Origin of the sequence: Rhizobium sp. RU36D, assembly GCF_900176345.1 — a bacterium.
GTDB lineage: Bacteria > Pseudomonadota > Alphaproteobacteria > Rhizobiales > Rhizobiaceae > Allorhizobium.
Genome location: NZ_FWXU01000003.1, coordinates 134,648 through 154,799, shown reverse-complemented (window position 1 = coordinate 154,799; position 20,152 = coordinate 134,648). Strand labels below are relative to the sequence as shown.

Genomic DNA, 20,152 nt, shown 5'->3' with positions numbered 1-20,152 from the left:
AGGACGCACGGACAAGGATAGATTTTGTCCTTGGTGATTGCTCCTGTAGCCGGTTTCGCCTACATAGCGGCAAACCCCATTTTCCCCCTTGCGGAGCAGTTTATCGATGGCACGTCAGTTCATCTATCATATGTCGGGACTGAACAAGTCCTATGGCGCCAAGAAGATTCTCGAGAACGTCAACCTGTCGTTCTACCCGGATGCGAAGATCGGTATCCTCGGTCCGAACGGCGCCGGTAAATCGACCGTGCTGCGCATCATCGCCGGCAAGGACAAGGAATATACCGGTGAAGCCTGGCTCGCCGATGGTGCGACCGTCGGCTATCTGGAGCAGGAGCCGCATCTCGACCCCAACAAGAACGCCTTCGAGAACGTCATGGAAGGCGTGGCCGACAAGCAGGCCATTCTCGATCGCTACAACGAACTGATGATGAACTATTCCGACGAGACCGCCGACGAAGGCGCGAAGCTCCAGGACATCATCGACAGCCAGAACCTGTGGGACCTGGAACAGCAGGTTGAGATGGCGATGGAAGCACTGCGCTGCCCGCCGAAGGACTCCGACGTCAACAATCTCTCGGGTGGTGAGCGTCGTCGTATCGCGCTATGCCGCTTGCTTTTGTCGCAGCCCGACCTGCTGCTGCTCGACGAACCGACCAACCACCTCGATGCCGAAACCATTGCCTGGCTTGAAAAGCACCTGCGCGACTATCCCGGCGCTGTGATGATGATCACCCACGACCGCTACTTCCTGGACAATGTTACCGGCTGGATCCTGGAGCTCGACCGAGGCCGCGGCATTCCCTACGAAGGCAACTATTCCGCCTACCTGACCGCCAAGGCCAAGCGCATGCAGCAGGAGGCCCGCGAAGAGGCCGGCCGCCAGAAGGCGCTGTCGCGTGAACAGGAATGGATCGCCTCCAGCCCCAAGGCACGTCAGGCCAAGTCCAAGGCCCGTATCAAGGCCTATGAACAGCTGGTCGATGCGGCGGAAAACATCCGGCCGGGCGATGCTCAGATCATCATCCCCGTCTCCGAGCGTCTCGGCAACGTCGTCATCGAACTCGAGGGCATCAAGAAGGGCTTCGAGGGTCGCACCCTGATCAACGACCTGTCGATCAAGCTGCCGCCGGGCGGCATCGTCGGCATCATCGGCCCGAACGGCGCCGGCAAGTCAACACTGTTCAAGATGATCACCGGCCAGGAAAAGCCGGATGCCGGCTCGATCCGCATCGGCGACACGGTTCATCTGGGCTATGTCGACCAGAGCCGCGATTCGCTCGATGCCAACAAGACCGTCTGGGAGGAAATCTCCGGTGGGGCCGAAATCATCAAGCTCGGCAAGTTCGACATGAACTCCCGCGCCTATTGCGGCGCCTTCAACTTCAAGGGCGGCGACCAGCAGCAGAAGGTCGGCAACCTCTCCGGCGGCCAGCGCAACCGTGTGCATCTCGCCAAGATGCTGAAGGCCGGCGGCAATGTGCTGCTGCTCGACGAACCGACCAACGACCTTGATACGGAAACGCTCGGCGCTCTTGAAAGCGCGCTCGAAGCCTTTGCCGGCTGCGCCATCATCATCAGCCACGATCGCATGTTCCTCGACCGTCTGGCGACCCACATTCTTGCCTTCGAAGGCGACGGCCATGTGGAGTGGTTCGAAGGCAACTTCGAAGACTACGAGCAGGACAAGGTCCGCCGTCTCGGCCCAGATGCCCTGAACCCCGGCAGCCAGGCCTACAAGCGCCTGACGCGCTGAGCCGGACGAACAGGTCTTCAATCAAGAGGGCGGGCTTCCATCGAAGCTCGCCCTTTTTCATGGCTAGATCTGCGGGTGAAACCACAGCAAAATGTTAATTAATTTATAATTTAGCAAATATTAATTTGCTCGCCATAGCATCACCGTCAATCGTTGGGTGGCTGATTTGCCATTTGCGTTTATGGGGGTCTCATGGCTGCGCTGTCGCTTCGCAAACAACTGTATCTGATCGCTCTTGCACCGTTGGTCGCATTCCTTTGGCTGAGTATTTCGGCAGTCTGGACGAGCTACCAGCAATATGCCGAATTGAACCAGCAGATGGTGGTGCAGACGCTGGCCATGGCTGGCGGCCGCATGGCCCAAGTGCTGCCGGCGGAGGCTTTCGCTACGCCGGAGAACCGGGCCGACCGACGCAAGGCTGTTGATGAAGGGCTGGTAGAGCTGAAGAGCGCCTTTGCCGCCTGGAAGGAGCAGGGGCGCAAGGACGATACCATCGAGAACGCGTTTAACCTGATCCTCAGCAAGGAACCCGGTCTTGCAGCCTATCGCAAGAACATGGATGCGGGCGTCGAGAGTTCCAACGAAGCGCTTGTGGTGCTGCAGCCTGCCTCGGCGGCCGGCCTTGAGCTGGTGCGCCGCTCCGGTGGAACCATCAACGATCTGCAACTGGCGCGCTTCATCGAGGGCTATTATGCGCTGATGCAGGTGAACGACTCCGGCCTGATCGAGTTTCGCCAGGGCGAGCAATATTATCGGGGGGAACCCCTGAAGCCGGTGCAATATGCTTTTGCGCTGCATGCCAAGGGGCTGCGTGAACGCTTCACGCCCATCATGCGCGAATTTCTGCCGTCCGAGATCGTCCAGCCGTTCGACGCGTTCCGCAGCGGTCCCGACGGCCAGGCCCTGGCGACCGGCCGCGTCAAGCTCCAGGAGAATACGCCCGCAGGTCCTGACGAGGCTGCCGGTAGCGCCTGGACCAAGGCTTCCGGTGCCCAGGCGGCCCTGATGCGCGAGCTTATTCCGAAGACGGCGGCGATGCTGAATGCCGGCGCACAACAGAAGCTCGACAGCCTGTATAGCAGCTTCATCCGCGCGGCGGTGATCGCCGTCGGCGTGACGCTTGTCGTGCTGGGTCTCTTCTTCTTCGTGGTTCGCGCTGTCTCGCGGATGATCCGTGCAACGGCTGACCGCATGCACCGGCTTGCGGAAGGCGATCGCGACATGCCGATCCCGTTTGCCGATCGCGGCGATGAAATCGGTGGCATGGCCCGCTCAGTCGAGGTGTTCCGCGAGGCTGCCATCCGCAATGCCCAGCTTGAGGTTGAAGCCGAGGAGAACCGCAGGAAAGCCGAGCTTGATCGTCTGGAAGTCCAGCGCATTGCCGAGGCCGAAGCCGAAGATAGGCTCAACCGGGCGACCGGATCGCTGGCGCTGGCACTGAAGCGCCTCTCCTCCGGCGACATGCTGTGCGAGATCCAGGAGCAGTTCGCACCACAGTTCGAGGCGCTGCGCCATGACTTCAACACGTCGGTCCAGCAATTGCGTGACGTGTTGCTGTCGGTCGGGCACTCGGCCCATGTGGTCAGCGGCGGCTCGGGCGAGATTTCTCACGCCTCCGACGACCTGGCCAAGCGAACGGAGCAGCAGGCGGCCTCGCTTGAGGAGACCGCGGCCGCGCTTGAGGAGATCACCGCCAACGTGACCGCCACATCGCGGCGCACCGGCGAAGCGCGTGACATCGTTCGCAACACGCGCAATCGGGCGGAGCAATCCGGCGTCGTGGTCGGCAATGCCGTGACGGCGATGGAGCGCATCGAGCATGCGTCCAAGCAGATCAGCCAGATCATTGGCGTGATCGACGAGATCGCCTTCCAGACCAACCTTCTGGCTCTCAATGCCGGGGTCGAGGCCGCGCGTGCCGGCGAAGCGGGCAAGGGCTTTGCTGTCGTGGCGCAGGAAGTTCGCGAGCTTGCCCAGCGCTCCGCCAATGCCGCCAAGGAGATCAAGCACCTGATCGGCAATTCCGAACTGGCCGTCAGCGAAGGCGTCAAGCTCGTGCACGATACCGGCGACGGACTGACCGCAATCGCTGCCCTCGTACTGACCATCAACGAACACATGGATGCGATCGCCTCGGCTGCGCATGAGCAATCGGTGGGACTGGGTGAGGTCAATCATGCGGTGAACCACATGGACCAGGCGACGCAGAAGAACGCGGCCATGGTCGAAGAAATGAATGCGGCCTCTGCCGGCCTCGCGCAGGAAGCGGCCAATCTTGCGCAATTGCTCAGCCAGTTCCGCACCGGCACCGACGCCCCGGCCACCGCGTCCAACGCTACTGGCCGCCCGCCCGTGCAGGACGTTCGACGCAGCCCGGCGCCGGCGCGTGCTTCGGCTCGTCCTGCCGTTGTCGGCAACACAGCGGTGGCACGGGAGAACTGGGAAGAGTTCTAGGCGCGGGAGAGTGCTGCCCCGGCAAGCGCGCTGAAAGGCTGGCAAGCCGGACGACGATCATGGCGACGCACTGCCGAAAGGCGAGTGCGTCGCATGCATGAAAGAGGCATCTCGATATTTTAGGGCTACTGCTTGCAGGCCGCCGGCCCGTCGGTGGACCGGATTGCCAAGGCAGCGTCATCTTCTTCCATATCCCAAAAAGGTCTGGCGCTGTTGGCTTTTCCCAGTCTGGCTCGGGCGGCGATATTGCAAACTTAAATCAATTCATAAGAATCTTCTGCCTATCCTCACTGAATTGTGATCGCCGTCGCCGGTTCGCGGCAGCGCGCAGGCAAATTCTTGGAGGATAGAAGCCCATGCGCCGATTATTGGAAGCCCTTTCTTTTCGAACTTTGCTGACAACACTCGCCGTGGTGCCCCTCGTCGCCGTATTGGGGCTGGGCACGCTCGCCGTCACCGAGGCCTATCAGAACTACGACGCGCTTGCGCGCGATGTGCTTCTTGAGCGCATCGGCAATGCCGGTGGCGAATTGATGATGGCGCTGCCGGTCGAAAGTGCCGCAAAGCCCGAGACACGGGCGCAGCTTCGCCAGAAGACCGACGCGGCCTACAAGAACCTGGATGCCGCCTATGCTGCCGTGACGGCCACCGGGCTCAGCGACAAGTTCCTCTCCGACACCAAGCAGATGGTCGACGAGCGCTATGCCAAGCTTGCGGAGTTCCGCGCGATGGTGGATGCGGGCCCCGTCGAGGCCATGGTTCCCTTGCGATACTTGCAGCCGCTCTCGGCCGCATCCATCAGCATGACGGCCCGCGCTGCCAATCTCATGCAGGACAGCGATTTGGCACATGGCGTGTCCGGCTATCACGCCTTCCTGCAATTCAACGAGGGCTTCCTGGTCTTCAACCGTATTGGCCAGCAATACACCAAGAATGGCACATTGAACGTCGAGGAATTCTCGCGATTCTCCGGCGGCTTCAACCAGATTCGTATCTATACCCGCACGGTGCGTGAATTCGTCGATGCTGACATCATGTCGCGCTACGACACCTTCATGCAGACCCCGACGGGCCAACTGGTCCTGAAGACGGTCGATGACATGTCCAAGAGCCTCGCCTATACGCCGGCTCCGACCGATCTCGACAACTGGACCAAGGCCATGGCCGAGCGCCGTGACTTCGTCGCCGGTCTTCTTGTCGAAACCGCGACCAAGGTTCGCGAGACCGCCGTGAACAAGCTTGAGGCTGCGCAGTCGTCCTTCATCCTGTTCCTCTCCCTGCTCGGCGCCTTCGTTCTCGTGGCTGTCGGCTTGATGGTGGCGATTGCCAGCGTGCTCTCCGGCGCGATCCGGACGATCGGACATCGCATGACGGCGCTTGCCGAAGGCGATGCCGACAGCGCGATCCCCTATGTCGCGCGCAAGGACGAAATCGGCGACATGGCGCGCTCCGTGGAAGTGTTCCGCGAATCCGCGATCCGCAACCGCGAACTGGAAGCCGGCGCCGAGGCCAATCGTGCCGCGGCTGAGCGTCAGCGTGCGGAAGCCCAGAAGCTTGCCGAGGCGGAAGCCGAGGAGCGGCTCACCAAGGCGACCGGCGCTCTGGCGACCGGTCTGAAGCGGCTGGCGGCCGGTGACCTGCTCTGCGAGATCAACGAGCAGTTTGCACCGCAATTCGAGGCCCTGCGCCACGACTTCAACGCATCCGTCAGCCAGTTGCGCGAAGCGCTGGTGGCTGTTGGGCAGTCGGCAACCGTTGTGACCAGCGGTAGCGGCGAGATCTCGCAGGCCTCTGATAATCTGGCCAAGCGCACCGAGCAGCAGGCCGCTTCCCTAGAAGAGACTGCCGCGGCGCTCGAAGAGATCACGGCCAATGTCACGGCTACGTCCAAGCGCACCGGCGATGCCCGCGACCTCGTTCGCGACACCAAGACCCGCGCCGAAAAGTCCGGCGTCGTCGTATCCAATGCCGTCACGGCCATGGAGAAGATCGAGCATTCGTCGCGCCAGATCGGCCAGATCATCGGCGTGATCGATGAGATTGCCTTCCAGACCAACCTGCTGGCGCTGAATGCCGGTGTTGAGGCTGCGCGTGCCGGTGAAGCGGGCAAGGGCTTTGCGGTCGTGGCCCAGGAAGTGCGCGAACTCGCCCAGCGCTCCGCCAATGCTGCCAAGGAGATCAAGTCTCTGATCGGCAATTCGGAAGTTGCGGTCAGCGAGGGCGTCAAGCTGGTCAACGATACCGGCGAAGGCCTGACGGCCATCGCGCAGCTCGTCCAGGCCATCAACGAGCATATGGATGCCATTGCCACCGCCGCGCAGGAACAGTCCGTGGGTCTCGGAGAAGTCAACTCCGCGGTCAACCACATGGACCAGGCCACGCAGCAGAATGCCGCGATGGTGGAAGAAATGAATGCGGCCGGTGCCGGCCTGGCGCAGGAAAGCAGCAAGCTCGAATCGCTGCTGTCCGGGTTCCAGCTCGGCAATCCGGTTCATGCGCTTCGCCAGACGGCCAGCGCCATGCGCGCACCGTCCGCTCCGAGCCACCAGGCCGCCACGCGCAGCCCGGCGCCGTCGCGTCCTGCCGCGGCCCGTGCCCCAGTTCGTGCCGCCGCGGGTGGTTATGGTGGCGCTGCTGCTGCAACAAAGGGCGACAACTGGGAAGAGTTCTGAGCCGAACCGACCCACGCACGCTTCTGCAAACGGCCGCCATAGCGCGGCCGTTTGTCGTTTTCAGAAGGGCATTCTCCACAGTCGACCTGTGGGCGAGAAAAGCCGGCGATTTTTCCTTGCATCGACAGTCGAAACGATATAAAGATATCTTTATATCTTGATTAGGTTTGAGGATGTTGAATGGATTTTGGTGTCGATGATCTCGTTGAGTTGCTGAAGGCGGCTGGAGAGCCTACACGGCTGCGCCTGCTGGTTCTTCTGGCTTCCGGCGACCTCACGGTGACCGATCTCACCGATATCCTCGGGCAGTCGCAACCGCGGATTTCGCGGCATCTCAAGCTTCTGACGGAAGCCGGGCTGATCGACCGCTACCAGGAAGGCGCCTGGGCCTATTTCCGGCTGAAGCAGCATGGCGATGCGGCGGAGCTGGCACGCGTGCTGCTTCAGGCCGCCTCATCTCAGGACCAGGTGTTGCAGCGTGACAGCGAGCGGCTGGCCGCCGTCAAGCGGCTTCGGGCGGAACGAGCCCAGGTCTATTTCAGCCGCAACGCTTCCGAATGGGATGAACTGCGTCGGCTGCATGTGGATGATGCCGATGTCGAGGCGGCCCTGCTGCGTCTGATCGGCTCGGAACCGGTCGATGCGCTGCTGGACTTGGGCACCGGCACCGGCCGTATCCTGCAACTGCTTGAAGCGCATTTTACCCGTGCCGTGGGGATCGACGCAAGCCGCGACATGCTCGCGGTGGCGCGGGCCAACCTGGACAAGGCCGGGGTGGTCAAGGCCTCGGTGCGACACGGCGATATCCTGAACCTGCCGCTCGATGGTGGCGAATTCGACCTGATCACCGTGCACCAGGTACTGCATTTCCTGCCGCAGCCGGAACTGGCGATCAGCGAGGCCGCTCGCCTGCTGAAGCCGGGCGGACGGCTTGTGATCATCGATCTCGCGCCCCATGGCCTTGAATATCTTCGCGAAGACCATGCCCATCTGAGGCTTGGCTTCGCCAAGGATCTGATGGCCGAATGGCTGACGCGCACCGGCCTCACGGTCGAGGAGGTGACGGATGTCAGGCCAACAAAATCTGGTCCGAATTCGCTGACCGTGACCATCTGGCTTGCCCGTCAGGCGGATGCGGATGCGGTGGTTCCGGTGAGCGGCAGAAATTCCACGTTTCAACAGGGAGAGCTTGGCAATGGCGCGCAATGACAACGGCACCGGTGGCAAGTCGAATTTGCGGATCTCCTTCGAGTTCTTCCCGCCAAAATCCGATGAAATGGAAAGCCAGCTCTGGGAGACGGTAACCGAGCTCGCGAACTGGAATCCTGATTATGTCACCATGACCTATGGGGCAGGGGGCTCCACGCGGGAACCGACACTTTCGGCGGTGAAGCGTATGGTCGGCGAGATGAAGCTGTCCACGGCTGCCCACCTGACCTGCGTTGACGCCTCCCGTAACGAGGTCCGCGCCGTGGTTGAGGAATTCCGCGCGGCCGGTGTTCGCCGTATCGTCGCCTTGCGTGGCGATCCGACGACGGGTGTCGGCACCAGCTATGTTCCGCATCCAGAAGGCTATCAGCGCACCGCAGATCTCGTGCGTGACCTCGTGGCTTATGGCGACCTGGATGTGTCGGTCTCGGCCTATCCGGAAATGCATCCCGAAAGCCCGAGCATCGACGTGGATATCGATACGCTGAAGAGCAAGGCGGATGCCGGCGCCCATCGTGCGCTCACGCAGTTCTTTTTCGACAACGATATCTTCGAGCGCTACCTCGACAAGGTACGGGCGGCCGGGATTGCGATCCCGATCGTGCCGGGGATCATGCCGATCCAGAACCTGACGCAGTTGAAGCGGTTTGCGCGGCGTTGCGGCGCTTCCGTGCCGGCGTTTCTCGATGACCGTTTCGAGGGGCTGGATGATAAGCCCGAGGACCGGGCGCAAGTGGCGGCGGATATCGCCGCCGAGCAGATCGCAGACCTGCAGCGCCGAGGCATCCACGAGTTCCACCTGTATACGATGAACCGCGTGCCGTTGATCGCCGGCACGCTCGAGCGTCTTGGCCTGCGCCCCCGTGCCGCGAACCCGGCGGAAGCGGCTGCCTGACCGTTGGTCGAAAGCGAAAAGCTAAAAGGCGCATGAACCGCTCTGGTCCATGCGCCTTATGTTTTGAACCCGTGCCTCAAAGGCGACTTTAGGGATATGCGATCTTTACCAGCTGTTCTGCCTGATGATGCCGCTTATGTCTCAGATGAAGAGCATAGCGCCAATGAACACAAACGCTGCACCGACGATCAGGACATTCAAAGAATGCGTTAGTCCCATATCTGCCTCCTTGCGTTGACGAGCAGATAATATGTCGGATTTGTGTCGGTTGGAAAGCGAATAGTGTGCTGCGATGCGGCGTGAGTCAGTGGATAACATTCCAATTTATGGCCTAAAACCATGAATTTATTTTGGTAAATAAAATTTAGTCGCAGCTGATGATCATTAAGGAAAGCTGCCGCCTGGATGTCCCCGCAACAAATTTTCATGCCGATCTGTGCTATTTCTGCACCATTGGACAAGGTGCGCCCGAGTCTCAGGCACCTGCTCTTCGCAGGTGCAAAAGCCGCCCGTCCAGGACTACGAGGCCTGCACCGATCAGCGTCATTCCCGCCAGATCCGTCACCTCAAGACGCTCGCCGAGAAACAGGATGCCGAGAAGCAGCGCGCTTGGCGGCACCAGCAGCGTCACCAGGGAGGCGTTTGTTGCGCCCGCTAGGGCCATGATGCGGAAGAACAGGATGTAGCCGAAGGCGGTGGATATCAGGGCCAGCGCCAGGATCGCAAGGATAGACGTCATTGGCGGAAGGCTCAGTGTCCAGGGATGGTCTGCCAGGAGCGCGACCGGCAGCATGATGAGGGTCGATGCCGTGAGTTGGCCGGTGGCGGTTACCGGTGCAGGCAAGGCCTTGAAACGCTTGCCGTAGGTGCTGGCCAGTCCATAGGACACCGCGGCGAGTACCGGTAGCATCAACGCCCATAGCGGAACGCTGTGCTGCAGCAAGGCGCTGGGGCCGATCAGCACGGCGGTACCGGCAAGGCCGAGCAGGCAGCCGGCAAGCTTGGTCGAGGACAGCTTCTCATCCGTGGTCAGCTTGTTGGCGATCAGGACGGTGAAGATGGGCGTCGTGGCATTCAGGATCGCCGCCAGCCCCGCGCCGATCTCGGTCTGGCCGAAGAAGATCAGGGTGTGGGGCAGGGCGTTGTTGATCAGCCCCATGACAAGAAATTCGCGCCAGCGGGATCTCAGTGCACCATAGAGGCCAAAGCCGCCGCGCAGATAGATGTGGAGCGCGAGGGCGGCCAGGGAAAGCCGCAGGAAAACCAGCGTGAAGGGCGGAACATGCTGAACGGCGATCCGCGCGAAGAAGAACGAGCCGCCCCAGATCAGGCCGAGGATCAACAGCAAGCCCCAAGTCTTGGCGGTCATGGATGGGCTCTGCTGCGGCATCGAATTATCCTCTTGTGGCGGCAGACCATATTCAGCCTGGCGCCGGTTTGCCACCCGATTCCTGATGTGCATGATATTGAACAGGATTCGCTTGGAAGGAGAGGCCCCTGGAAACGCTTGTGACGGGAACGGTGCCAGAAGCGGCAGGGCATGGCGGGGCGCTTGTCGCCATTGCCGGCGTGATCGCCATCGCAACCTTACTGGGATTGCTGTTCCTGTGGCTACGTCAACCGCCGCTTGTCGGTTTCATCGTCGCCGGCGTGGCACTTGGGCCGACCGGCCTTGAGCTGATCGACAATTCCGAGAACGTCGCCTTGTTCGCGGAAATGGGCGTCGTGGTGCTGCTGTTCTTCATCGGCATGGAGCTGTCGGTGCGCGCCTTCGTGCTGTCATTGCGTCAGGCGCTTCTGGTCATGGGCGGGCAGTTGCTGGCCGCCATGCTGCTGGCTTTGGGCTTCGGCATGCTGATCGAGGCTACGGCGGCGGAAACCATTATCCTCGGCTTTATCATTGGCATGTCTTCCACCGTCGTGGCGATGAAGATGCTGGAGGACATGGGCGTCTTGCGCGGCAATGCTGGGCGTGTGGCGATCGGCGTGCTGATTGCTCAGGATATCGCCGTCGTGCCGATGCTGATTTTCGTCACCAGCCTGGGCCGCGGTGCCATCGATTATGGCAGCATCGCCCTGCGCATCCTGGTCGCCGTCGCGCTTCTAGCTGGCGTGCTCTGGTGGTTCGGCAAGCACGTCAAGCTGAAGGTGCCCTTTGCCGAGCGGGTGGAGCACAAGATCGAACTCTTGGCGCTCGGTGCCTTGGGGCTATGCTTCACGGCGGCAGCCCTGTCCGGTATTGCCGGTCTGTCTCCCGCCTATGGCGCCTTCCTCGCCGGCATCCTGGTCGGCAATTCGACGCTACGCAGCCGCGTCATCCCGGTCATCGAACCGATCCAGAGCGTGCTGCTGGTCATCTTCTTCCTGTCGATCGGCCTGCTGATCGACCTGGACTTCATCCGGGAATTTCTCTGGCAGGTGCTCGGATTGTCGGTTCTGGTGACGACGGTCAAGACGATCCTCAACATCTTCCTGCTGCGCAAGACCGGATCGGATCCGCAGACCGCGCTGATCGCGGGCCTGTCGATGGCGCAGATCGGGGAATTCTCGTTTGTGCTAGCGGCCGCGGGCTTCTCGTCCGGCGCGCTCGGTTTCGACCTGTTCCGGCTTTCGATTGCCGTGACGGCCGTTTCGCTGCTGCTGTCGCCGCTGTGGGTCAGTCTGATGCACCGGCTGGAGAACCTGGCCTCGGAGCGTCTGGAAAACTATCGCCAGGTGCTCCGGCTTGCCTATGCCCGCGAGCTGAACGAAGTGGTGCGTGGCCGCGACGTGCTCAAGCACATCTATAATAGTATACGCCTCGCCATCGGCAAGCGCCGATAGGCGAGGCGTTCTCGTCTTGCCTGTCGCTTACAGTGCGGCCAGCAATGCAGGCGTCGGCCAGCCGTCCGCGGGCATGCCGAGGCGTTGTTGTTCTTTCTGGATGGCCACGCGCGTGCCAGCGCCCAGGATACCGTCGATCTTGCCGACGTCATGTCCGGCGGCCTGCAGCTTGGTCTGCAACTGCTTCATCTGGTTGTCGTCCAGTCCCTGCTCCGGATTGCCCTTGAGATAGGGCTCGGCACCCATCAGGCGGGTGGCGAAATAGGCGGCAGACGTGGTGTAGATGAAGGACTGGTTCCATTCCAGATAGATGTTGAAATTGGGATAGGCCATGAAGGCCGGACCCTTGCGGCCTTGCGGGAGCAGCAGTTCTCCTTCGAGATTGGCGGCGCTGGTATCGCCGTTGCGCGGCTTCACGCCGAGCTTGAACCAGTCGCCAGCGGTCATACCGGCGTCAAAACCGGTCTTTTCCCAGGGCAGGTTTTCAGGAACGGTCACTTCCTGGATCCACGGTTCGCCGCGACGGAAGCCGAGATGCTGGATGAACTTGGCAGCCGTCAGGATGGCATCCGCCGAGCTCTTCTTCACGTCGATATGGCCGTTGCCGTCGCCATCGACGCCGAGTGCGACGATATCCTTGGGAAGCATCTGCACCTGGCCGATTTCGCCGGCCCAGGCGCCGGTATTGCTTTCCGGCTCCAGGTCTCCGTGTTCGACCATGGTGATCAGCGCCAGCAGTTGCGGCCGGAAGAGTTCCGGGCGGCGGCAGTCATGGGCGAGGGTGACGAGGGCGTTTCGGGTGTTGAAGTCGCCCTGGACGGCGCCGAAATCCGTTTCCATGGCCCAGAAGGCGGCGATCACACCGGCGGGGACCCCGAATTCGCTTTCTGCCCGGCCAAAGACGTCAGAGAGTTCGCGGATTTTCTTTGCACCGATATCCAGGCGCGCCTTGCTGACGGTGCGCTGGGAAAAGTCGAGGAAGGTCTGCTTGAACACGCCTTGCGCGCGGTCGCGGCTCAGCACCTTCTGATCGATCTGGGCGCCGGCCAGTGCCTTGTCGGCTGCTGCCGCAGAGGCACCGGCGGCCACGGCCTCAGCCTTCACGCCCTGAAGGAAGGTCGAGAGATCGCCGCCGCATTCGGCAGCCATGGCGGAGGTCGCAAGCAGCGAGGCGAGCGTGACGGCAAGGGGGAGGCGTAGCATGTGCATATAAGATCCTCGATTTTGAAAAATGATCAGGACTGTTCCGATGACGGCGACGCTGACGACTTCGAGGCGCAGGCGACCGGAATTCTGACCCCGTTCAAGCCCAGGAATCCGGAGGAATCAAGGCGTTCGACATCATCGGGCGGATGATGCGGCCACCCATTTCTTCCAGTTGGCTGCCGTACCGGCAAAGACGTTGATGTCGGTCTCGCCACGGATGCCGGGTATGACGCCGGTGGACGTGTATTGCCAGAAGGCCCAGCGGCGGCCGGGATAGATCTCCTGCGGGTGCTGGGCGACCGCCCTGACCCAGAAATGATACTTGTCGAAATGGCCGGCCAGATTGTCCCGGTGGAAGTCGACCGAGGTGTAGATGATCGGCCGCTTGCCGTAATGCGCCTCGATCCGGTCCATGAAGCGCTGCATTTCCGAACGCACTGTCTCCGGTGGCGGCCGCAGCTTGCAGGTGGGCGAGAGCGGGTTCCACTCGACATCGAGGACCGGCGGCAGGCGCACGGCCTCTTTCGGCACGTTCTGGATGAACCAGTCCGCCTGCTGGTCCGCCGTGGAGCAGAAATAGTAGAAGTGGTAGGGCGCATGCAGCACGCCGGAAGCCCGGGCGCCGCGCCAGTATTCGTGGAAGCGCGGATCGAGCATATCACCGCCTTCGGTCGCCTTGATAAAGACGAAGGAGACGCCCGACTGGCGCACCTTGGACCATTCGACGTCGCCATTCCACTTCGACACGTCGATGCCGTGGACCTGATGGTGGTGCGGCGTGATCCGGCCGAAATCCTGCGGGTCTGTGTCGGCAAAACGCGGGGATATCGCCGCCGTTTCCAGCGCATCAAGGCTGTTGGACGTACAGCCGCCGACCAGGAGCGTGAGGGGCAAGAGCGCCGCGAATAACCACCGCATCGAAAATCCGTAATCCCGCTGACTTCCACAGAGTTGCCCCTGATGCGGTGCGCACCGACGCGGGAACAAGAGAGGCTTATCCTCCCTCATCCCGCATCATGGTAAATAATGCGTTAGGATCAACTGAAAAAGCGGTTTCAGGTGCGGATCGTGCCCTGCCAGGCATAGCCGCGGCCGATCGTCTTGAATTCGAGCCGGGCATTGATGGCGGCGGCCTTGGCTTCCAGGACCTCCCGCAGATCAGGACGTGGTGTCACATGGAAGCGGGCGAGCCAGCCCTTCAGCATGCGGCCAAACCAGGCGGGGAGGTTTTCCTGCTGGCCGAAATCGATGATATGCAGGGAGCCGCCGGGTTTCAGCGCGGCCAAGGCCCGCTCCACCGCCTTTTCCCAGTCGGGAATCATGGACAGGGCATAGGAGATCATCACTCGGTCGAAGCCGTCGGTGCCGAACTCCGAGGCTTCGAATGCCGTGGCATCGGCCACGCGCAGCACCGGCTGGAGCGTGGTTCCGCGGAAATTCGCCTTGGCGGAGGTGAGCATCTCCGCCGATATGTCGAGGCCATAAAGCTTGGCGTGGGGATAGAGCTTGTGGATCAGCAGGAGGTTGCGCCCCGTGCCGCAGCCGACTTCCAGCAGGCTGCCGCCCCGCGGCACATCAAGGGATGCAATCGTGGTGTCGCGGCCGAGCAGGTAGTATTTCCGCGTGAGGTCATAGATGTGTCGCTGGTAGCGGTACATATTGTCCATCTGCTCGGCGTGTTCGCTGGCGGCGGGCTTGAAGTCGGCGAAGCTCATCACGCCCTCTTTTCGTAGATGTGGAAGCCTCCATAGATGGCGGACCGGTCCTGCTTGTTGAGATCCGCCGAGCGCGCGGCGTGATAGGTCCACTGGTCGAGCAGCGCCGGCGACAGGCGACCGTCGAGCACGCTCTTTTCCGCGGCCGTGCGGAAGATCACGCGCGCGCCGGGCGCCGCAGTGCGGGTGATCTCCGCCCACAACGCGTTCAACTGGCTGTCGTTCATCCAGTCCTGCGCATCGAGCAGCACATAGCGGTCGACGCTGGCGGCCGGCTTGCCGGACAGAAGCTCGGTGAAGTTGGCGTGATGGACGGTCACGCGCTCGGCATTGCGGCGGATCGCCGGATAGTATTCCGCCTTGAGATAGGCGGGCAGGGCGCCTTCATGGGGCTTGGGATAGCGGCGGGCAAAGGCCTGCCAGGCAAAATAGTTTTCGCGGATCGGGAAGTGGCAGGCGAGCTTTTCGAGCCGGTGGCGCAGGACAGGCGCAATCGTGCCACCTTCGGAGAGGCTGGCCAGTTCGTCATACTGCTGCGGCGGGATACCCAGGCCGAAGAGCGAGCTCTTGCGGCTGGTCATCCAGCGGATCAGCGGCTTTTCGAACAGCGGCGCGATGCGCTCATCAAAGAACTGGCGCTGTTCGCGCAGCGAGCGGGTCTGGGTGATTTCGGTGAGCTTCACGCCGTGCAGGCGCGCAAGCAGATGCCCTGCAGTGATGAAGCGGCCAAGCAGGCCCGTGCGGTAGATGTTGCGGTTGAAGACCGCGATGCGGCGACGGCCCGACAGCGTCCGCTTGCTCCAATAGGCCTGCGTCGAGGTGTCCAGGGCGGGCGAAATGAAGCGATCGTAGTTGCGGCTGTTGCCCTTGATGTTCTCCATGCCGAACTGGCGCACGACAGCGGCGTGGTCGGGCAGGCTGCGGAAGGCCGCAAGCTTCAGCCGGTTCAGGGCTACATGATGCGGATTGAGGTCGACGACGTCGATGCTCTTGGGATCGCGGGAGAGATAGGTCAGCATGTTGCAGCCACCGGAGCCGATCGTGACGATCGAGTGCCCCGGCTTCAGTTCCATGGCCTCCATGTCGACCTCGGGATCTTCCCAGATTTGGGCATAGACCAGACCGGAAAACAGCATGCCGAACAGCCGTTCCGACAGGCCGTCGCGCGACAATGGCTTGTGCTGGAGAAGAGCGTCCTTGAGCTTCCTGTTCTTGTGAAAGCCAGTATCCCGTGCAACGTCGGTCATCGATTCCGCCATCCTGTTTGCAGTTGGTGGCGTGTAAAACTCTAATGCTACAGCTTCATGACGTGGCCAAATCCGAAAGTGAATAACGAAGGCTTAACTCGTGCTGGTCAATACTGCTCGAAAGTGACGAGGACGATTAACATGATGTTAAGGACGTTTTCGCCGGGCTCTTTGTGGCGATATGTCTTCGCCGGCTCGGCGTTAGGTGCTGTGGCACCGCTGACTACGCTCTATCTGCTCGCCTCACCCGGCGATCCCTGGTCCGGCTTCCATCAATTCACATCCGATCCCCTGCTGTTTGCGACCGCGGCGCTGCCCGCGGCGACGGGCTATCTGGCCTATCAGATCGGATGGCGGACACTGCAACTGCGCCAACGCATCCATGAGTTGGAGCATCGCCGTCGGGAATTGCAGGAAGTCGCTTCCCGCGATCCCCTGACCGGCATCGGCAATCGGCTGGCGATGGAACAGGCACTGCAAGCGCGGATGGCCAAGGTCAACAAGACCTCTACGGCCGTGCTTGCCATCGACCTCGACCGGTTCAAGTTCGTCAACGACACGATGGGCCATGATACGGGCGATTCGCTGCTGATCGCACTGACCCAGCGGCTGAAGCAGGTCCTGGGCGGCCGTGGCGAGATCTACCGGCTGGGCGGCGACGAATTTGTCATCCTGCTGGATGGCTGCGCCACTCCCCAGGCTGTCGAACCCTATTGCCTTGACCTGGCACGGGAGGCGAGCACGCCGTTCGAGCTTGCCCAGGGGCGGGTTGCGACGGGGCTCAGCATCGGCGTCACCTTCGTTGAGGAAGAGGATGACTCTATCGGACAGGTGCTGAAGCGGGCCGATCTGGCGCTCTACCGCGCAAAGGCGGATTTTGGCTCCGCCCATACCTTCTACGAACCTCTCATGGCGGCCGAGGATCTCAGGATGTTCGAGATCGAGCGGGATCTCGGCCGGGCCTTGAGCGAAGGCGAATTCTTCCTCGAATACCAGCCGATCATCGGCATCAAGAGCGGCAAGGTCCGCTCCTTGGAAGCCTTGCTGCGCTGGCGGCATCCGAGCCTCGGCGTCATCTCGCCCGAGGTTTTCGTGCCGCTGGCTGAGCGCAGTGGCATGATCCTGGCCATAGGCAAATGGGTCGTGCAGAAGGCCTGCAGCGAGGCCGTGAAGTGGCCTGCGCCGGTCGGTGTCGGCGTGAATGTTTCCGGCGACCAATTCAAGGATCGCGGCTTCGTTGCCTATATCCTGGGCTGCCTTGACGACAGCGGGCTGGCGCCTGGGCGGCTGACCATCGAGGTGACCGAGGCGGTGTTCTCCGTCGATATCCAGCTGGTGCGGGAGAGCCTGGCGCAGCTTCGCGCCGCGGGCGTGCGGGTGGCGCTGGATGACTTCGGGACGGGATTTTCCTCCATCAACAATCTCAAGGTGTTCCCGCTCGACCAGTTAAAGATCGACCGCTCCTTTGCGCGGGAAATGCTGGAAACCACGCGGGACGCGCGCCTTGTCGACTTGATCCGGCTTCTGTCGGAGACTTTCCAGATCGATACGACCATCGAAGGTATCGAGACTAGGCCGCAGTTGGATTTCGTCCGGGCGCTCGGGATCGAGGAGGCGCAGGGCTTCCTGATATCTCGGCCCGTCGCCGCGGACATGGTTCCTGACCTGCTGACGCCAGATCGTAACCTCTTCGCAGTAGCATCATAAGAAACCGTGCAAATATCCGGTCGGGGGTGATTCGGACTTCCGCCCCGTCGTGATTGCTGATTGCATGGCGTCGAGCCAACTGGGAGGCGGATATGCGCTGGCTTGTGATGATCGGTCGAGGCACTGTCCTCCTGCTGGTGATGGCTCTGACGGGTCTGATCATCTATCTCACCCTTGTGCAGCCGGAGTTGTTGAGGGTCGGAACCGGCTACGCAGCCAAGATCGTCTGTTCCAATGTCTTCATTGCCGGTCGTCCTGCTGCTGACGTGCTGTCACAAGATGTGCAGGCACCGGGCAATCCCTTGTTGCGGCTCATTGATGTCGAAGTGAACGAGGAAGAGCGCTGGGTGACGGCGCGGTTCATGAGTGCCTTTACGCCCTCGACCGCCATCTATCGTGAAGGCCTAGGATGCGCCAACGTGCCCGACGGTGATGTCGAAGCGGCACGTGCCGTCTCGCTTCCGCAACAGCCTCCAATCGCGGGCCAGGCTGGTGGCTTCTGGCCGCAGGGAGACATGCTAGAGCGGGTTACGCCCCGCCTCGGCGCCGTTCTGAGCAACCGCGCCCTGACCGGACCCGGCATGCGCGCCGTGGTGGTCGTCCGGGATGGCCGCATTATAGGCGAAGTCTATGGCCCTGGATTTGGCCCAACCACGCCCCTGCTTGGCTGGTCGATCACAAAAACCGTGAATGCGGCGCTGATCGGACGCCTGATTGCGGAGGAGCGCCTCGACCTTACCGATTCCGAACTGTTTGACGAATGGAAGGGCGATGATCGCGGCAAGATCACCCTGTCGCAGCTTCTGGCCATGGAAAGCGGCCTTGCCTTCAACGAGAATTACGGCGACGTGGCGGATGTCACCCGGATGCTCTATCTGGAGCCCGACATGGCGAGGTTTGCTGCGTCAGGTACGCTGGAAGCGTCGCCGGGCACTAAGTTCAGCTATTCATCCGGAACGGCGGTTCTCCTGTCGAAGATCTGGATGAACAGGTTTGCCAGTTCCGCTGAAGCCTTGGCCTATCCGCGGGAGGCGCTGTTTCGGCCCCTTGGCATGACCAGCGCCGTCATGGAAGCGGATGCTGCCGGCACCTTCGTCGGCAGTTCCTATCTCTACGCCTCGGCCCGGGACTGGGCGCGCTTCGGCCTGTTTCTGCTGCAGGATGGTATGTGGAACGGCGAACGGCTGCTGCCGGAAGGCTATGTTGCGGCGCTGCGCGAACCGACGCCGCTATCGGGCGGCAATTACACCAAGGTTCAGGCCTGGGCCAACGGGCCGGGCGGAGGCAGTGATGCAAGTTTTGGGCTGCCGGAGGATACGACCTGGCTGCAGGGACATGACGGTCAGACGATCGCGATCGTTCCGTCTGAGAGGCTTGTTGTCGTCCGGCTGGGGCTAACTCCTTCGCGCCGCGGCTACCGGCCGCAAACCTTGCTGAACGGGGTGTTGGAGTCTGTTCGGTAAGGTGCCGGACGGTGGCCCTGTTACTCGAGTACGTGCAGCATACCCTTGCGCTTGGCGTCATAATAATAGCCGCGTGCATAGAGCTTCACGGCGCCATCAGGATTGCGGTCCGCCACGAGATAGGCGCCGCGCAGATACTTGATGGCGTATTTCAGATTGTTTTCCGCATCAAACAGGCCGGCTGCGGTGCCGCTGAAGCCCATGGACTTCGCCGTATTGTACTTGATCTGCATCAGCCCGTAGTGACCACGGTTGAAGGCGGCGGGATTGTACCGGCTTTCGCGGTGGACCACCCTGTGCACCAGCGCTTCCGGCAATTCGTACATGGCCGCGTATTTCTTGATCAGATCGTTGATCGGACCGGGGCCTGATGTTGCCGCCTTGGGCTGGAGGGCCGGCGGCGCGCCGGGAGGCGAGGTGTCAAACTGGTTGTCGATGGCCGAGAAACGCGCCGCAGCCGGGTTTGCGGCATAGGCCAGTTCCATTTTCGGCTTCGGCAGCGGAATGACCTTCTGGGCGGCGATCAGTTCGGTCGTCGCCACGGCCGATTCGGCTTCAACCTCGGGCGGCAGGGCGGTGTTCTGCGCCATGGCCTGCGCGTTGACAGCCTGGGTGGCGGGGCTTGCTGTATTGGCCGCCATGGCGTTGGCGATGGTCGGTCCGCCGGGCTTGATCGCCTGCGCATTGGCCAGGGTGGGCGCGGCCGGGTTCATGGCCTGGGCATTCTCGATGGTCGGTCCGCCCTTCGGAATCGGCACGGGTATATTGGAGACCGTGGTGCCCTCGATCGTGACCGGTCCGGTCGGCGTGACCGGCATGCCCGGCGGCGGCTGCACGGCGGCAACGGCCTGGGGATTTGCGGACTTGCTCGCCGGAGGCAAAGTCTTGGGGTCGATCTTGGTGGCTTCCTCGATGCCGACACATCCGGCAAGGCCGGTCAGCAGCGTTGCGGTCAGTCCAAGGCCAAGAAGGCGATTCGTACAAGCGGTCATCGGAAACCCATGC

At 61.8% G+C, this 20,152-nt stretch carries 14 protein-coding genes; 8 read left to right on the top strand and 6 right to left on the bottom strand.

The features are described from left to right. Positions 1 to 106: 106 nt before the first annotated feature. The 5 genes from ettA (at position 107) to metF (ending at position 8,986) form a co-directional block, all read left to right on the top strand. The gene (gene ettA, locus B9A97_RS05290) at positions 107 to 1,756 is read left to right on the top strand and encodes an energy-dependent translational throttle protein EttA (protein WP_084363980.1); all 1,650 of its coding nucleotides are present in this window, start codon (positions 107 to 109) and stop codon (positions 1,754 to 1,756) included. A 192-nt stretch (positions 1,757 to 1,948) separates the two neighbouring features. Next, positions 1,949 to 4,210: a methyl-accepting chemotaxis protein gene (locus B9A97_RS05285; RefSeq protein ID WP_084363979.1), complete on the top strand. Its 2,262-nt coding sequence runs from the start codon at positions 1,949 to 1,951 to the stop codon at positions 4,208 to 4,210. Positions 4,211 to 4,566: 356 nt separating this feature from the next. Continuing rightward, positions 4,567 to 6,882 (top strand): methyl-accepting chemotaxis protein, encoded by a 2,316-nt coding sequence (locus B9A97_RS05280; RefSeq protein ID WP_084363978.1) that lies wholly within the window; start codon positions 4,567 to 4,569, stop codon positions 6,880 to 6,882. Between the two features lie 180 nt (positions 6,883 to 7,062). Then, a complete protein-coding gene (locus B9A97_RS05275; protein WP_084363977.1) occupies positions 7,063 to 8,091 on the top strand; it encodes an ArsR/SmtB family transcription factor in 1,029 nt (342 codons plus the stop codon). Beyond that, positions 8,078 to 8,986 carry a methylenetetrahydrofolate reductase [NAD(P)H] gene (gene metF / locus B9A97_RS05270; protein WP_084363976.1) on the top strand — a complete coding sequence of 303 codons (909 nt, stop codon included), beginning with the start codon at positions 8,078 to 8,080 and terminating at the stop codon, positions 8,984 to 8,986. The genes B9A97_RS05275 and metF overlap by 14 nt, the downstream gene beginning before the upstream one ends. Positions 8,987 to 9,461: 475 nt before the next feature. On the opposite strand, the gene B9A97_RS05265 is transcribed toward metF, so the two are convergent. Then, positions 9,462 to 10,355, bottom strand: a complete 894-nt coding sequence (locus B9A97_RS05265) for a DMT family transporter (RefSeq protein WP_084364160.1) — start codon at positions 10,353 to 10,355, stop codon at positions 9,462 to 9,464. Between the two features lie 140 nt (positions 10,356 to 10,495). On the opposite strand from B9A97_RS05265, the gene B9A97_RS05260 reads away from it, so the two are divergent. Then, positions 10,496 to 11,809 (top strand): cation:proton antiporter, encoded by a 1,314-nt coding sequence (locus B9A97_RS05260; RefSeq protein WP_244564135.1) that lies wholly within the window; start codon positions 10,496 to 10,498, stop codon positions 11,807 to 11,809. Positions 11,810 to 11,836: 27 nt separating this feature from the next. On the opposite strand, the gene B9A97_RS05255 is transcribed toward B9A97_RS05260, so the two are convergent. From B9A97_RS05255 to B9A97_RS05240, 4 genes are all read right to left on the bottom strand, one after another. Further along, positions 11,837 to 13,012: a lytic murein transglycosylase gene (locus B9A97_RS05255; RefSeq protein ID WP_244564134.1), complete on the bottom strand. Its 1,176-nt coding sequence runs from the start codon at positions 13,010 to 13,012 to the stop codon at positions 11,837 to 11,839. A 138-nt stretch (positions 13,013 to 13,150) separates the two neighbouring features. After that, a complete protein-coding gene (locus tag B9A97_RS05250; RefSeq protein WP_084363974.1) occupies positions 13,151 to 13,933 on the bottom strand; it encodes a glycoside hydrolase family 25 protein in 783 nt (260 codons plus the stop codon). Positions 13,934 to 14,070: 137 nt separating this feature from the next. Continuing rightward, a complete protein-coding gene (locus B9A97_RS05245; protein ID WP_084363973.1) occupies positions 14,071 to 14,730 on the bottom strand; it encodes a class I SAM-dependent methyltransferase in 660 nt (219 codons plus the stop codon). Continuing rightward, on the bottom strand, positions 14,730 to 15,977 hold the full coding sequence (locus tag B9A97_RS05240) for a BtaA family protein (RefSeq protein ID WP_084364158.1): 1,248 nt from the start codon (positions 15,975 to 15,977) through the stop codon (positions 14,730 to 14,732). The genes B9A97_RS05245 and B9A97_RS05240 overlap by 1 nt, the downstream gene beginning before the upstream one ends. 141 nt (positions 15,978 to 16,118) lie before the next feature. On the opposite strand from B9A97_RS05240, the gene B9A97_RS05235 reads away from it, so the two are divergent. Continuing rightward, entirely contained in the window at positions 16,119 to 17,684 is a 1,566-nt protein-coding gene (locus B9A97_RS05235; RefSeq protein ID WP_179145227.1) for a putative bifunctional diguanylate cyclase/phosphodiesterase, read from the top strand. 92 nt (positions 17,685 to 17,776) lie between these two features. Further along, positions 17,777 to 19,147: a serine hydrolase domain-containing protein gene (locus tag B9A97_RS05230; RefSeq protein WP_084363971.1), complete on the top strand. Its 1,371-nt coding sequence runs from the start codon at positions 17,777 to 17,779 to the stop codon at positions 19,145 to 19,147. Between the two features lie 20 nt (positions 19,148 to 19,167). On the opposite strand, the gene B9A97_RS05225 is transcribed toward B9A97_RS05230, so the two are convergent. Continuing rightward, positions 19,168 to 20,139, bottom strand: coding sequence for a transglycosylase SLT domain-containing protein (locus tag B9A97_RS05225; RefSeq protein ID WP_084363970.1), 972 nt, complete (start codon positions 20,137 to 20,139; stop codon positions 19,168 to 19,170). Positions 20,140 to 20,152 lie beyond the last annotated feature (13 nt).

Coding starts and splice junctions, on each gene's coding strand:
- B9A97_RS05245 (WP_084363973.1), bottom strand. CDS start 14,730: ATGAGCTTCGCCGACTTCAAGCCCGCCGCCAGCGAACACGCCGAGCAG.
- B9A97_RS05275 (WP_084363977.1), top strand. CDS start 7,063: ATGGATTTTGGTGTCGATGATCTCGTTGAGTTGCTGAAGGCGGCTGGA.
- B9A97_RS05235 (WP_179145227.1), top strand. CDS start 16,119: ATGATGTTAAGGACGTTTTCGCCGGGCTCTTTGTGGCGATATGTCTTC.
- B9A97_RS05250 (WP_084363974.1), bottom strand. CDS start 13,933: ATGCGGTGGTTATTCGCGGCGCTCTTGCCCCTCACGCTCCTGGTCGGC.
- ettA (WP_084363980.1), top strand. CDS start 107: ATGGCACGTCAGTTCATCTATCATATGTCGGGACTGAACAAGTCCTAT.
- B9A97_RS05240 (WP_084364158.1), bottom strand. CDS start 15,977: ATGACCGACGTTGCACGGGATACTGGCTTTCACAAGAACAGGAAGCTC.
- B9A97_RS05225 (WP_084363970.1), bottom strand. CDS start 20,139: ATGACCGCTTGTACGAATCGCCTTCTTGGCCTTGGACTGACCGCAACG.
- B9A97_RS05285 (WP_084363979.1), top strand. CDS start 1,949: ATGGCTGCGCTGTCGCTTCGCAAACAACTGTATCTGATCGCTCTTGCA.
- B9A97_RS05280 (WP_084363978.1), top strand. CDS start 4,567: ATGCGCCGATTATTGGAAGCCCTTTCTTTTCGAACTTTGCTGACAACA.
- B9A97_RS05265 (WP_084364160.1), bottom strand. CDS start 10,355: ATGACCGCCAAGACTTGGGGCTTGCTGTTGATCCTCGGCCTGATCTGG.
- metF (WP_084363976.1), top strand. CDS start 8,078: ATGGCGCGCAATGACAACGGCACCGGTGGCAAGTCGAATTTGCGGATC.
- B9A97_RS05255 (WP_244564134.1), bottom strand. CDS start 13,012: ATGCTACGCCTCCCCCTTGCCGTCACGCTCGCCTCGCTGCTTGCGACC.
- B9A97_RS05230 (WP_084363971.1), top strand. CDS start 17,777: ATGCGCTGGCTTGTGATGATCGGTCGAGGCACTGTCCTCCTGCTGGTG.